The 13,815-nt window shown below is 68.7% G+C and carries 11 protein-coding genes and 2 pseudogenes; 9 read left to right on the top strand and 4 right to left on the bottom strand.

The window, feature by feature from the left end; genetic code table 11:
- The first annotated feature begins 33 nt into the window (after positions 1-33).
- From ACQ86A_RS09040 to dhaK, 4 genes are read left to right on the top strand one after another with little or no spacing between them, the layout of a single operon-like run.
- On the top strand, positions 34-948 hold the full coding sequence (locus tag ACQ86A_RS09040) for a class II fructose-bisphosphate aldolase (protein ID WP_431280196.1): 915 nt from the start codon (positions 34-36) through the stop codon (positions 946-948).
- 3 nt (positions 949-951) lie between these two features.
- On the top strand, positions 952-1,728 hold the full coding sequence (locus ACQ86A_RS09045) for an HAD-IA family hydrolase (protein WP_431280197.1): 777 nt from the start codon (positions 952-954) through the stop codon (positions 1,726-1,728).
- A 40-nt stretch (positions 1,729-1,768) separates the two neighbouring features.
- Entirely contained in the window at positions 1,769-2,419 is a 651-nt protein-coding gene (gene dhaL / locus ACQ86A_RS09050; RefSeq protein WP_431280198.1) for a dihydroxyacetone kinase subunit DhaL, read from the top strand.
- Between the two features lie 59 nt (positions 2,420-2,478).
- Positions 2,479-3,474, top strand: coding sequence for a dihydroxyacetone kinase subunit DhaK (gene dhaK / locus ACQ86A_RS09055; RefSeq protein ID WP_431280199.1), 996 nt, complete (start codon positions 2,479-2,481; stop codon positions 3,472-3,474).
- An 82-nt stretch (positions 3,475-3,556) separates the two neighbouring features.
- Here dhaK and ACQ86A_RS09060 read toward each other — a convergent pair.
- Positions 3,557-5,073 (bottom strand): annotated as a pseudogene (locus ACQ86A_RS09060) (aminopeptidase P family protein).
- A gap of 24 nt (positions 5,074-5,097) precedes the next feature.
- On the opposite strand from ACQ86A_RS09060, the gene ACQ86A_RS09065 reads away from it, so the two are divergent.
- Together ACQ86A_RS09065 and ACQ86A_RS09070 are read left to right on the top strand one after the other, a co-directional pair.
- Positions 5,098-5,970: a PHP domain-containing protein gene (locus ACQ86A_RS09065; RefSeq protein ID WP_431280200.1), complete on the top strand. Its 873-nt coding sequence runs from the start codon at positions 5,098-5,100 to the stop codon at positions 5,968-5,970.
- A 44-nt stretch (positions 5,971-6,014) separates the two neighbouring features.
- Entirely contained in the window at positions 6,015-7,151 is a 1,137-nt protein-coding gene (locus tag ACQ86A_RS09070; protein ID WP_431280201.1) for a hypothetical protein, read from the top strand.
- Positions 7,152-7,197: 46 nt separating this feature from the next.
- Here the strand turns inward: ACQ86A_RS09070 and ACQ86A_RS09075 are convergent.
- A pseudogene (locus tag ACQ86A_RS09075) lies at positions 7,198-8,642 on the bottom strand (DEAD/DEAH box helicase).
- Positions 8,643-8,801: 159 nt separating this feature from the next.
- Between ACQ86A_RS09075 and ACQ86A_RS09080 the strand changes: the two are divergent.
- Positions 8,802-9,518 (top strand): ferritin-like fold-containing protein, encoded by a 717-nt coding sequence (locus tag ACQ86A_RS09080; protein ID WP_431280202.1) that lies wholly within the window; start codon positions 8,802-8,804, stop codon positions 9,516-9,518.
- Positions 9,519-9,541: 23 nt separating this feature from the next.
- Here the strand turns inward: ACQ86A_RS09080 and ACQ86A_RS09085 are convergent, their stop codons facing one another.
- The gene (locus ACQ86A_RS09085; RefSeq protein WP_431280203.1) at positions 9,542-9,844 is read right to left on the bottom strand and encodes a hypothetical protein; all 303 of its coding nucleotides are present in this window, start codon (positions 9,842-9,844) and stop codon (positions 9,542-9,544) included.
- Between the two features lie 6 nt (positions 9,845-9,850).
- Positions 9,851-10,003, bottom strand: coding sequence for a DUF3107 domain-containing protein (locus ACQ86A_RS09090; protein ID WP_431280409.1), 153 nt, complete (start codon positions 10,001-10,003; stop codon positions 9,851-9,853).
- Positions 10,004-10,182: 179 nt separating this feature from the next.
- Between ACQ86A_RS09090 and ACQ86A_RS09095 the strand changes: the two genes are divergently transcribed.
- Positions 10,183-13,308: an ATP-dependent helicase gene (locus tag ACQ86A_RS09095; protein ID WP_431280204.1), complete on the top strand. Its 3,126-nt coding sequence runs from the start codon at positions 10,183-10,185 to the stop codon at positions 13,306-13,308.
- Positions 13,305-13,811 carry a UvrD-helicase domain-containing protein gene (locus ACQ86A_RS09100; RefSeq protein ID WP_431280205.1) on the top strand — a complete coding sequence of 169 codons (507 nt, stop codon included), beginning with the start codon at positions 13,305-13,307 and terminating at the stop codon, positions 13,809-13,811. The genes ACQ86A_RS09095 and ACQ86A_RS09100 overlap by 4 nt, the downstream gene beginning before the upstream one ends.
- Positions 13,812-13,815 lie beyond the last annotated feature (4 nt).

A 13,815-nucleotide genomic window follows, 5' to 3' on the forward strand; every position in this document is an offset into this window, starting at 1 on the left:
GGGGAATCCCTACCGTCGGATGGGGAAGCTCCCGTGGTGCGCCGACCGGCGGCCTGCATACGCTGGCCGCGGAGCAAGGAGGTTCCCATGCCCGTCGTGTCCCTGAAGGAGATCGACGACCGCGCATTCACCGAGCGGTACGGCGTGCCGGCGATCAACATCGTCAACGACCTCACGCTCGAGGCGGTCCTGGCGGGCGCGGCGGAGGCCCGATCCCCGGTGATCGTGCAGACCTCGGTGAAGACCGTCAAATCCATCGGCTCGGATGTGCTCTTCGCGATGTGGACCGCGATGACGAAAGACATCGACGTACCGGTCACCCTGCACCTGGATCACTGCCCCGACCGGGCCGTGATCACCGAATGCCTCGAACGCGGCTGGAATTCCGTACTCTTCGACGCCTCCACGCTCTCGGTCGAGGAGAACCAGCGGCAGACCGTCGAAGTGGTCGCAGAAGCCCGCCGCTACGGCGCCCATGTCGAGGGCGAGATCGAGGCCATCAAAGGGGTGGAAGACGGCATCGGAAGTGACACCGAGCCGGCCCGGCACAGTCTCGACACCGCGCTCACGTTCATCCGGGAGACGGGTGTCGATGTGTTCGCGCCCTCGATCGGAAATGCCCACGGAGTCTATTCGGCGACACCGGAACTCGACTTCCAGCGTGTGACCGACATCGTGGAGGCCACCGGAGTGCCCATCGCCCTGCATGGCGGGAGCGGCATGACCGACGACCAGTTCCACGACCTGATCTCGCGCGGGTGCGCGAAGGTCAACATCTCGACCGCTTTGAAGATCGAGTTCATGAAGTCGAGCCTCGCCTTCCTGAAGGGCGCGGAGGATGCGAACAAGTGGGACCCGCCGTCGTTGTTCAAGGAGGTGCGCTCGAACATCGTCGACCTGACCACGGGACTTGCCGCCACCTTCGGCAGCGCGGGAAAGGCGTGGTGAGCCGTGCCGACCCTGATCTTCGACTGCGACGGCGTTCTGGCGGACACCGAGCGCAACGGACATCTGCCGGCGTTCAATCAGACGTTCGCCGAGGAGGGCATCCCGGTGCACTGGAGCGACGACGACTATCGCGTGAAGGTGCTGATCGGCGGCGGCAAAGAGCGGATGGCGAGCATCCTGACCCCCGATTTCGTCGCCGCGAACGGCCTGCCGTCCGATGAGGAGGGGCAGCGCGAGCTGCTCGCCGGCTGGCACAAACGCAAGACGGCGATCTATACCGAGCTCGTGGCATCCGGAGCCCTGCCCGGTCGGCCCGGGATCGAACGTGTGGTGGCGGCGGCGGATTCGGCCGGTTGGGGGCTCGCCGTCGCCTCCACCTCTGCAGAGCCCTCGGTGCGAGCGGTGCTTGAACATGCCGTTGGCCCGCAGCTGGCCGCGAAGTTCGCGGTATTCGCGGGGGACATCGTGCCGCACAAGAAACCGGCACCGGACATCTACCTGCTCGCCCTCGACCGGCTCGGCCTCGGCGTCGACGACGCGATCGTGGTCGAGGACAGCAGCAACGGGACGCGCGCGGCCATCGACGCAGGTCTCCGCACGGTCGTGACCGTCAGCGCGTACACGACCGACGAGGATTTCACGGGAGCCTCCCTCGTCGTCAGTTCGCTCGGCGACCCCGGCGAGCCGGCGGAGGAGTTGGCGGCCGCGGCCGGTGTGCATCCGGGACCGCTCGTCACCGTCGACGACTTCGCCGCGATTCTCGAGAGGCCGAGACCGTGACCGACCACATCCATTCCCGCAATCGCCCGAAGGAGCAGCGATGACGACCCAGAGTTTCAGCGACACCGAGTTCGTGGTCCGCACGATCGCCCAAACGGCGGTCGACAACGAGAAGGAATTCGGCGATCTCGACTCGGTCGTCGGCGATGGGGACTTCGGATTCTCCTTGGCCCGCGGATTCGAGATCGTCCTCGCCGACTGGGACAGCTACGACCGCACCAACATCGGGGTGTTCCTCCAGAAGATCGCGATGGTCATCACCGGCCGGATCGGCGGGACCTCCGGACCCATCTGGGGCACCGCGTTCCTCCGCGCCGCGACCGTGACGAAGGGGCGCGACGAGATCACGGGTACGGATGCGGTCGCCATGCTGCGCGCCGCGATGGACGGCATCAAGGCCCGCGGCAACGCGGAGCTGGGGGACAAGACCCTGCTCGACGCCCTCGCGCCGATGACCGACACGATCGAGGAGAAGCTCGCCGCCGGCGCGTCCAGCGACGAGGTCGTTGCCGCAGCGGCAGCGACCGCCCGGACGGCAGCCGATGCCACGGTCTCGATGCAGGCGCGTCGGGGCCGCGCCGCGTACACGGGCGAGCGCAGCATCGGCTCGCCCGACCCCGGAGCGGTGGCGGTCGCGGTCATCCTCGAACGGCTCGCCTCGGAGTGGGGGAGCCGGCCCGGGGCGTCCTGACTCGTCAACAGTGAAGCACCGAAACAAGCCCTCGATACAAACCCGATGTGGAGAAGAAAATGAAGAAGTTCGTCAACGACCCACTGAAGTACGTTCCCGAGATGCTGGAAGGCATCGCGCTCTCCAACCCGGACACGTTGCGCTACGTGCCCGACTACAACCTCATCATGCGCAAGGATGCGCCGCGAGATGACAAGGTGTCGATCATCCAGGGCTCCGGCTCCGGCCACGAACCGGCGCACGTGCTGACCGTGGGCAAGGGGATGCTCGACGGCGCGTGTCCGGGGGATGTCTTCGCCGCGCCCCCCATGGACTACGTCTACGAGACGACGAAGCTGCTCGCCTCGCCGAAGGGCGTGCTCCTCCTCGTGAACAACTACACCGGCGACAAGATGGCGTTCGACATGGCTCAGGAGATGAGTCTCGCTGACGGCGTCACGGTCAAGACCCTGTTCATCGACGACGACGTCTCCGTTCAGGACTCGACGTACACGGTCGGTCGTCGTGGTGTCGCCGGCAACTTCTTCGTGATGAAAGCCGTCGGTGCCGCGTCCGAAGCGGGGGCTGACCTCGACGAGGTCGTGCGAATCGGTGAGAAGGTCAATTCCGTCACCAGGACGATGGGGCTGGCCCTGACAGCCTGCACGCCTCCAGCCAAGGGCTCGCCGCTGTTCGAGCTGGGCGACGACGAGATCGAGATCGGTGTCGGGATCCACGGCGAGCCCGGGCGCCGCCGCGCGAAGATCGAGCCGGCGGATGCACTCGTCGACGAGATCCTGGAGCCCGTGATCGCGGACCTGCCGTTCAAGAGCGGCGACCGGGTGGCGCTGATGATCAACGGCCTGGGTGGCACACCGATCAGCGAGCTGTACATCGCCTACCGGCACGCGCACAAGCAGCTGGCGGATCGCGGCATCACGGTCGGGCGCAGCTACGTCGGGGAGTACTGCACCTCGCTCGACATGGCCGGCGCATCCGTGACCCTCGTCCGTCTCGACGACGAGATCGAGTCGCTGCTCGCGGCTCCTGCAGAGATCGGCCTGCGGATCTTCTGACCCGCATCTGGAAAGGACCGGGCCCGCTTCGGCTGCGGGGCCCGGTCCTTATCCGTTCGGCTGCGACGGGCTGCGACGCTGTTCAGCTGAGGCGCTGCACCCAGGCCTCGACGTCTTCGGCCGTGCGCGGGATCGCGATCGACAGGTTCTCGGCGCCGTCTTCGGTGACCAGGATGTTGTCCTCGATGCGCACGCCGATGCCGCGGAACTCTTCGGGCACGGTCAGGTCGTCGGGCTGGAAGTACAGACCCGGCTCGATGGTGAAGGTCATACCCGGCTGCAGGATGCCGTCGAGGTACAGCTCGCGGCGAGCCTGCGCGCAGTCGTGAACGTCAAGCCCGAGGTGGTGGCTCGTACCGTGCACCATGTAGCGGCGGTGGTGCTGGTTGTCCGTCTCGAGCGCTTCCTCGGCGGTCACGGGCAACAGACCCCATTCGGCGGTGCGGCGCGCGATGACCGCCATCGCGGTCGCGTGGATCTCGCGGAACCGGATGCCCGGGCGCACGATCGCGAATGCTGCGTCCGCCGCCTCGCGTACCGTCTCGTACACGAGTCGCTGGGTCTCCGTGAAGGTGCCGCTGATCGGGAAGGTGCGCGTGATGTCGGCCGTGTAGTAGCTGTCGACCTCGACCCCGGCGTCCAACAGGATCAGGTCGCCCGGCACGACGGGTCCGTCGTTGCGAGTCCAGTGCAGGATGCACGCGTGCGGGCCGCTGGCGGCGATCGTGTCGTAGCCGACCGCGTTCCCGTCGGCGCGGGCGCGCCCGTTGAAGACACCCTCGACGAGCCGTTCGCCGCGTGGATGCGCGGTGATGCGGTCGAGGTCGCCGATCACGTCGTCGAAGCCGCGCGCGGTCGCATCCACAGCGCTGCGGAGTTCGGCCACCTCGTAGGCGTCCTTGACGAGGCGCAGCTCCGAGAGGTCGCGGGCGAGTTGGTCGTCGTCGGCGTGGTCCTCTGCCGTGGCGTCGTCGCCGGCCCGCACGATGCGCAGCGCGTCGACCTGGTCGGTGAGTGCCGCATCCGCCTCCCGCACGATGAGGGTGTTCGCGTCGGACGCGTCGATCACGTCGGTCAGGTCGGCGATTCCGCGGGTCGGCAGGGCGAGGTCGCCGGCGACCTGCGCGAGCGACGGGCGGGGGCCGATCCAGAACTCGCCGATCTCCGGATTCGCGTAGAACTCGTCGGAATCGCGCCCGGCGCGCTCGCGGAAGTAGACGGTGGCCTCGTGGCCGGCATCCGTCGGCTCCAGCACGAGCACCGACCCGGGCTCGGAGTCGGAACCCCACCCGGTCAGGTGCGCGAAGGCCGAGTGCGCGCGGAAGGGGAAGTCGGTGTCGTTCGAGCGCTGCTTGAGCGACCCGGCCGGGATGATCAGCCGCTTGCCGGGGTGGAGCTCGGAGATCCGAGCCCGTCGCACGGCGGCGTACGCCGCTTGTTCGCGGGGGAGGGGACGGGCTCGGCCCGGTCGGCCCAGCCGCTGCCGATGTACTCCTTGAATCCCTCGGAACCCGGTGTCGTCGAGCGATTGCTCGTGGCGCGAGGCTCGGCGGCGGGCGTGGTCTGCTGACTGGTGGACTGCGAAGACATGGCTCCCATTCTTCCACTCCTAGGATGGACTGCATGGCTGATGCGCGACGCTTCCGGGGTCCCATCGATCTGCACACCCATTCGAGCGTTTCCGACGGCACCGAGACACCCGGCGAACTCGTCCGCGCCGCCGCGGCGGCCGGACTCGGAACCGTCGCTCTCACCGACCATGATTCGACGGCGGGCTGGCTGGATGCGGCCGCTGCCAGCGTCGAGGTCGGGGTCACCGTCATCCCGGGCATGGAGCTCAGCACCCGGATCGAGTTCGCCAGCGTGCACATGCTCGGCTACCTGTTCGACCCGGCGAACGAGGCGCTCGTGGCCGAGACGGAGCGCATCCGCACGGGTCGGTTGAAGCGCGCAGAAGACATGGTGCGCCACATCTCGCAGGACTACGACATCACCTGGGACGACGTGATGGCGCAGGCGACGGATGGCGCCACCGTCGGCCGCCCCCACATCGCAGACGCCCTCGTGGCACGGGGCCTCGCACCCGACCGCAGCGCTGCGTTCGCCGGCATCCTGCACTGGCGCGCAGGCTACTACCTTCCCCACTACGCACCCGATCCGCTCACCGGGGTACGGCTCATCCGGGGCGCTGGCGGGGTGCCCGTGCTCGCGCATCCCGGAACCGGCGGGCGGGGGAGGGTGATCCCCGACGACCGACTCAAGCGGCTCGTGGATGCGGGCCTCTTCGGCCTCGAGATCGACCACCGCGAGAACACTGAGGACGGCAAGGCGCGGCTGCACGAACTCGCCGCCCGCTACGGCCTCGCGATCACCGGTTCGAGCGACTATCACGGCTCCGGCAAGCCGAACCGGCTCGGGGAGAACACCACTGCGCCGGAGGTTCTCGACCGCATCATCGAAGAAGCGACAGGCGCGGCACCCTTCTACGCCTCGTGAAACTTCTGCCCTAGCCTGAATCGGGGCGACGGAGTGAGGTGTGTGTGAGACGGACGGCCTGGAGCGTCGGCGCGGTGGCGACCGTACTCGTCGCCACCCTGGTGACCGCATCCGGAGTCGGTGCCGCGATCGCCGCGCCCTCTTACCCGTCGTGGGGGGATGTGCAGGCGGCGAAGGCGAATGCCGCCGCCACTCAGGCGCAGGTCGACCGGATCAACGGTCTGCTCGCCGGGCTGCAGACCGCGTCGAACGCTGCGAGTGAGGCCGCGGTCAAACGTGCCGGCGAATACGGACTTGCCGAACTGAACCTGCAGAAGGCGACGGCCAAGGCCACGGATCTGCAAGCGCGAGCGGACTCAGCGAAGAGCGAGGCGGACACGCTGCGGGCGCAGAGCGGCAAGCTGGCCGAACAGATGGGGCGTGCCGGTGGTTCGGACTACGCCCTGAGACTGTTCCTCACCAGTGACGAACAAAAGACCTCAGACAGCCTGCTCTACCAACTCGGTGCTGTCGCCAAGCTCGGCGCCAACGCGACCAAGCTGTTCGCGGCGGCCGACGAGCAGAAGAACCTCGCGACATCGCTCAGCGCCCAAGCCGACACGGCCCAGAAGATCAGGGACCAGCTGGCTGCGAAGGCGAAGTCGGCCCTCGAAGCCGCGCAGGCAGCTCACGCGGCGGCGGAGGCGGAGCTCGCGAGTCAGCAGGAGCATGCTTCCACGCTCTACGCGCAACTCGCGCTGCTGAAGAACACCGCGGCATCCTTCGAGCAGCAGTACGCGCAGGGCGTTGCCGCCGCCGCGGCTGCCGCGCAAGCGGCCAACGGGTCGGCGGGAGCGGGCACCCACTGGGTTTCCGCTCCGACGGGGATGACCGTCAACCCGGCCGCCGCGCAGGCATACGCCGCGGGCCAGCTCGGCAGATACGGCTGGGGCAGCGACCAGATGAGCTGCCTCGTGCGCTTGTGGAACCAGGAGTCGGGATGGCGCGCCAACGCGGTCAATCCCTCGAGCGACGCGTACGGCATCGCACAAGCGCTTCCGCCCGAGAAGATGTCGTCGGCGGGGCCCGACTGGCTGACCAACGCGAACACCCAGATCGACTGGGGCCTGACGTACATCAAGGGTCGCTACGGCTCACCCTGCGGTGCCTGGGCGCACGAGGTCAGCAACAACTGGTACTGACCCCGCGCGCAAACCTGTGCGCGCGGGATCCGGTCGACTCGACCCGCTAGTTAGCGGGAGCGGTCGGTGCGCCACCGCGCGAGCGACGACGACGGCGCGGTGCGCTGTTTCCGTCGTGGTGCTCCGAGCCGCCTCCGTCGTGCGTGCCAGCGGCCTGCGTCGACTCGCCCGCGGGGGCGGTGTCGCCACCTGCGGCACCGGACGGGCGACCGCCGCGCGTGCGACGGCGGCGCTGGCCGCCCTCGCCACTGCTGGAGCGGGGGAGTCGGATGCGGGGCGCGAGCCTGCAGCGCCCTGACGACGCGGCCCGCCCTCCGCGGCGGGGGTCTTGACGGCGGGCGTGCTCTTCAGGCGCCCCTTCGACCCGGCGGGGATGTCGAGATCGCTGAACAGGTGCGGCGACGACGAGTACGTCTCGGTCGGCTCGGGCTGGCCGAACTCGAGAGCGCGGTTGATGAGCGCCCACTTGTGCAGGTCTTCCCAGTCCACGAACGTGACGGCGATACCGGTCTTACCTGCGCGGCCGGTGCGGCCCGCACGGTGCAGGTAGGTCTTCTCGTCGTCCGGGATGGTGTGGTTGATCACGTGGGTGACGTCGTCGACGTCGATGCCGCGCGCAGCCACATCCGTCGCGATGAGGATGTCCTTCTTGCCGGCCTTGAACGCGGCCATGGCGCGCTCGCGCTGCTCCTGGTTGAGGTCGCCGTGCACGGCCGCGGCGTTGAAGCCGCGGTCGTTCAGCTCTTCGACCAGCTTTGCGGCGGCGCGCTTGGTGCGGGTGAACACGACGGTCTTGCCGCGGCCCTCGGCCTGCAGGATGCGGGCGACGACCTCGTCTTTGTCGAGCGAGTGCGCGCGGTAGATCAGGTGCTTGATGTTCGCCTGGATCTGACCCTCGTCGGGGTCGGTGGCACGGATGTGGATCGGGCGCGTCATGAAGCGGCGGGCCAGCGCGACGATCGGGCCGGGCATCGTCGCGGAGAACAGCATGGTGTGGCGGGTGGCCGGCGTCTGCGCGAACAGCTTCTCGATGTCGGCGAGGAAGCCGAGGTCGAGCATCTTGTCGGCCTCGTCGAGCACCATCTCGCGCACGTTGCCGAGGTTCAGGAGACGCTGGCTGGCGAGGTCGAGCAGGCGACCGGGGGTGCCGACGACGATCTGCGCGCCGGACTTGAGCTGAGCGATCTGGCCCTCGTACGCCTTGCCGCCGTAGATGGCGACCACGCTGGTGTCGCGGTTCTCCGCGGCCTGGGAGAGGTCTTCGAAGACCTGCACGCAGAGCTCGCGGGTGGGCACCACGACGAGAGCCTGCACGCCCGGCTCCGGGTGGAGGCCGAGACGCTGGATGATCGGGAGGCCGAAGCCGAAGGTCTTGCCGGTTCCGGTCTTGGCCTGTCCGATGATGTCCTGCCCGTCGAGGGCGAGTGGAATGGTCTGTGCCTGGATGGGGAACGGTTCGATGATGCCCTTGCTGGCGAGGGCGTCGACCATGTCCTGTTCGATATTGAGTTCGGAAAAAGTCACGAAGATATGCCTGTCGATTGAGAAGCGGATGGGTCTACGCCCTGTTCTCTTCTCAGGCGTAGGGCCGTCGTTCCATCGCCGACGGCAGATCAAGCCTACCGGACGCTCCCCGTTACACTGCTGTACGTGGCAACCTGGTTATCCCGACGACGGCCCCCGGTCGAGCTTCCGCGACTCCGATCCCGGGATACCCCGACCCCGGCGACGAGGGTCGACCTGCACGAGGTGATGCCCGATCTCCTGCCGTATCTGGGGCAGGCGGCTTACCTACAACTCGAGACGTTCCAGACCCTGTCCCGTGTGGTGGGCGAGGTCGACGACCTCGGCGCCAAAGAGAAGGTCTCGGCCGCGGCTGGCGCGTCGCTGTCGAAGCACCAGGGAATCGTGGCGGAGATCCGGCGGCGCGGCGATGACCCCGCCGAGGTGATGCAGGCGTTCGCAGATGAGATCGACGGTTTCACCGCGCTGACCACCGGCGCCGACTGGCAGGAGTCGCTACTCGCGGTCCTGGTGACGAGCGGTCTGCTCGACGACTTCTTCATCCGTCTCGCCGCCGGACTGCCAGGTGATGTCGGGCCCAGGATCGCGGCGCTTCTCGGCTCAGACGGCGGCCAGGAGGGCATCATCGACGTTCTGCGTGATGCGATCGGGAGCGATCCCAAGCTCTCGTCGCGCCTGGCGCTGTGGGGGCGTCGTCTCGTCGGCGACACCCTGCTCGTGGCCCGTTCGGCTCTGCAGCTCTCGGGCAACGCGGCCAGCGACGAAGAGCGGACCGAGCCGATCTTCACCGAGCTCATCGCCGCGCACACGCGCCGGATGGACGCGCTGGGACTCACCGCCTAGCGGCGGCGACGCGACACAGCCGCTCAGCGCGCGATCGCGCCCTTGGTCAGGTTCGCCAGCAGACGGTCATCGCTGTTCGTCCGGATGCGCCCCAGGAGCAGGTCGACAACGGTCACGACGACAGCGGTTCCGACGAGCGTGATCCACCAGATCCAGCCCCCGTTCCACTTGAGCCCGGCCCAGGTGAGGGCGACCCAGAGCACGCTGGAGACCATCACGCCGATCGCGGGAACGAGAACGGACCCGTGCGTGTGGCGACCCGGCAGGAAGTACCGGGCGGCGAGGCCGAGGATGGCCTCGCCGAGGGCGACGAAGAGGAGTTCCACGGTGGACTAGCCGACGAAGCCGATGCGACGGGACTCGTCGCTGCCGATCTCGATGTATGCGATGCCGGCGACGGGCACGAGGTAGACCTTGCCCTTGTCGTCGGTGAGGCGGAGGAATCCGGTTCCGCTGGTGAGCGAGGCCTGAGCCTGCTCCGCGATCTCGTCGACCGTCTGGTTCGACTCGAAGCTGAGCTCGCGGGGGCGTTGACGATTCCGATGCGGATCTCCACGTGTGGTGCCTTTCGACTCTGTACCGGCGGTGTGAGTTCAGACTACGACACTCGGCTCACGGCGCTGCGACGCGTTCTCTGTCGGCGGACGCCGGTAGCGTTCTTGTCATGACGATCCGTGGTTTCCTGCCTCGCCCGACGGCGGCCGGCGACCCGATCGACCTCGCACTCGACGAGGCTCAAGAGCGCGTGCTGAGCTTGCCCGACGGCTCATCGGCGGCCGTTCTGGGGGCTCCGGGAACAGGCAAGACCACGACGCTGGTCGAGGTGCTGGCGGAGCGGGTGCTGGGCCGCGGCTACGCGACAGGCGAGGTGCTCGCGCTCACCGCATCCCGAGCCTCCGCCACTCGGTTGCGCGACCGCATCGCGCTGCGGATCGGCGTGCCGACCAACGGGCCACTCGCCCGCACGGCCACCTCGCTCGCCTTCCAGATCGTGGGGGAGCGGGCCCGCGCGACGGCCACGGAGCCGCCTCGCCTCCTGACGGGCGGCGAGCAGGATCAGATCATCGCGGAGCTGCTCGCCGGTCACGTCGAAGACGCAACGGGCCCGGTATGGCCCGAGCCGCTCGGCGAAGAGGTGCGCGCCCTCCGCGGGTTCCGAACGGAGCTCCGCGAGCTGATGGCCCGCTGCGTCGAGCACGGCGTCACCCCGAGCCGCCTGTCCGAACTGGGCGCGATCGCCGACCATCCCGAGTGGCGGGCAGCCGCACGCTTCATCCGCGAGTATCGCGAGGTGGTGGCGAACTACCGCGACTCCTTCGTCGATTCCGCCGAGCTGATCGACAACGCGGTCACGATCGTGACACGGGACGGTGCCCTCGATCGCTTTCGCCTGATCCTGGTCGACGACCTGCAGGAGGCCACCGTCGCAACTCTTTCCCTGCTGCGTGCGTTCGCGGCGCGCGGGGTGGCGGTGGTCGCCTTCGGCGATCCGGATGTCTCGTCGACCGCCTTCCGCGGCGCCGAGGCAGCGGCGCTCGGGCAACTGGACGTGCGGCTCGGCGTTCCCGTCACCCGCTTCGTGCTCGCCACGGCCCACCGGCAGTCGCCCGCGCTGCGAGAGCTGACGGCCGCGGTGACCGAACGGATCGGCACCGCCGCGGCGGGCGTGCAACGGCTCGCCGCAGCCGGTCGCACGCGCCCCGAGGTCGGTCCGCCGCAGATCGTCACGATGGAGGCGTCATCGGCACCGGCGGAGTCCGCGCGCTTGGCTCGCAAGTTGCGCGAGCGTCACCTGCTCGACGGTGTTCCCTGGGGGAGCATGGCCGTGATCGTTCGGTCCGGGGCGCACGTACCGCCGTTGGCGCGTGCACTCGCCGTCGCCGAGGTTCCCACCAAGACCTCGGTTGCGGGCCGCGCGCTTCGCGACGACTTCGCCGCCCGGCAGCTGCTGAACGTGATCGGTGTCGAGCTGGGCTCGGTCGAGTTGACCGCCGCGCTCGCCGCCGACCTCCTCGTCGGGCCTTTCGGCGGCCTGGACGGCGTGAGCCTGCGGCGCCTGCGTCTTGCATTGCGGCAGGAGGAGATCGCCGGCGAAGGCAATCGGCCAGCCGATGAACTGATCGTGGAGGCGCTCGGCGCACCCGGACGGTTCGCGACCATCGACTCGTCGCCGGCGCGACGGGCAGGGCGGCTCGCCGAGACCCTGCGTTCGGGCAAGGAGAAGGCAGCGGCGGGAGCCACGATCGAGGAGCTGCTCTGGCACGCCTGGGAGCGCAGCGGCCTGGCGAAGCGCTGGCTCGAACAGTCGGAGCGCAGCGGCATCGTCGCCGACGAGGCGAATCGGCACCTCGACGGGGTTGTGGCTCTGTTCACGGCGGCACGCCGCTTCGTCGAGCGCTACCCGGAGAAGCCGGCCGCCCTCTTCGTGCGCGAACTCCTCGATGCAGAGGTTCCTGAAGACACGCTCGCGGCCCAGACCGCGTCCGATGCCGTGCTGGTCTGCACACCGAGCGCGACGATCGGCGCTGAGTACGAGGTCGTCGCCGTCGCGGGCCTGCAGGAGAGCGTCTGGCCGAACCTCCGTCTGCGGGGGTCGCTGCTGCATCCGCAGAAACTGGGCGAGGTCGTCGCGGGTACCGCATCCGAAACCGCCGATGAGCGTGCGCAGGTGATGGGCGACGAGCTCAGGATGTTCGCGCTCGCCGTCTCCCGCGCGCGCGGGCAGGTCATCCTCACGGCCACCGCGAACGACGACGAGCAGCCGTCGCCGTTCCTCCGCCTCACTAGCGGCAACGCGGTGCAAGACGCCGACGATGCGGCGCATCCGCTCTCCCTGCGCGGAATGGTCGGCCGCCTGCGCCGCCGACTCGTGACCACCGGGTCTCCGGACGCCGCCGACGCTTTGGCGAGGCTCGCCGCGGCCGCGGTCGACGGCGCCGATCCCGCCGACTGGTACGGCCTGACCGAGCCGTCGACGGTCGAGCCGCTCGTCGACCTGTCCGACGACGAAGCGCGGGTGCGCGTGTCGCCCTCGCGGCTCGAGACGTTCGAGAAGTCGCCGCTGGCCTGGTTCGTGGATGCGATGGCCTCGTCGCCGAGCGGGCTCGCCGCGGGCATCGGCACGGTAGTGCACGCCGTGATGGAGCAGGTGAGCACTGAGCCGGAGGGCGACCTCAGCGTCGAGCACATCTGGCAGGGCGTCGAGGAGCGCTGGGGTGAACTGCAGTTCGAGTCGCCGTGGCTCGAAGAGAAGGAAAGGCGACGCACTCGGCGGTTGGCCGAGGGGCTCTCCGAGTACCTGCGCGACTTCGATCGCGACGGAGGCGTGCTGCTCGGCTCTGAAGGCGAGTTCCAGCTCGAGCTCGGGCAAGCACTCGTCAGCGGAAAGATCGACCGCGTCGAACGCACGCCCGACGGCACGATCGTCATCGTCGACCTGAAGACCGGCAAGACCGTGCCGTCGGCCGCCAAGGTGGCCGAGCACGCACAGCTCGGGGCGTACCAGCTCGCCCTCGAACACGGCGCGATCGCCCGGCCAGAGGATGCGGAGCTCGCATCAGGCGGCGCCAAGCTGCTCTTCGTGAGCACCGGCATCCGGGGCAAGAACTACCGTGAGGTGGCGCAGGAACGTCAGGACGAAGACGGGTTCGTCCGCCTTCGCGAGCGCGTGGCGGCCGCCGCAGAAGGCATGGCCGACAACACCTTCCTCGCTGTTTTGAACCTCGAGGAGCGCGACCCGCATGCCAAGTACGAGTACCGCATCCACCTGGTGCCGGCGGTGAGCGCATGACCGAAGACGACGGCGGCAACATCTCCGAGGCGGCGCTCGACGGAGTGTTCGACTGGGAGGTCGACGAGACCCTCGACCTGGTGGAGCTGGCGCTCGCAGAAGAGCGCCTGCATCCTGAACCGCGCCCTGAGGGTCGGCAGCTCAGCGCGGTTCAAATCGCCGAGACGCTCGGCCTGCCCACACCGACCGGCCAGCAGCAGGCGGTGATCGAAGCGCCGCTGGGGCCGGCGATCGTCGTGGCCGGCGCCGGCAGCGGCAAGACCGAGACGATGGCCAACCGCGTGGTCTGGCTCCTGGCCAACGGCCACGTGCGGGTTCCGGAGATCCTGGGTCTGACGTTCACCCGCAAGGCGGCGGGGAGCTGGCCCTGCGCATCCGGAAACGCATCGAACAGCTCGTGGACTCGGGGCTCACCGCTATCGAGTTCGATCCCTTCGATGCGCCGACGGTCGCCACATACAACTCGTTCGCGAACGCCATCTTCCGCGAGAACGCACTGCTGATCGG

Origin of the sequence: Leifsonia poae (assembly GCF_050632195.1) — a bacterium.
GTDB classification, from domain to species: domain Bacteria; phylum Actinomycetota; class Actinomycetes; order Actinomycetales; family Microbacteriaceae; genus Leifsonia; species Leifsonia poae_C.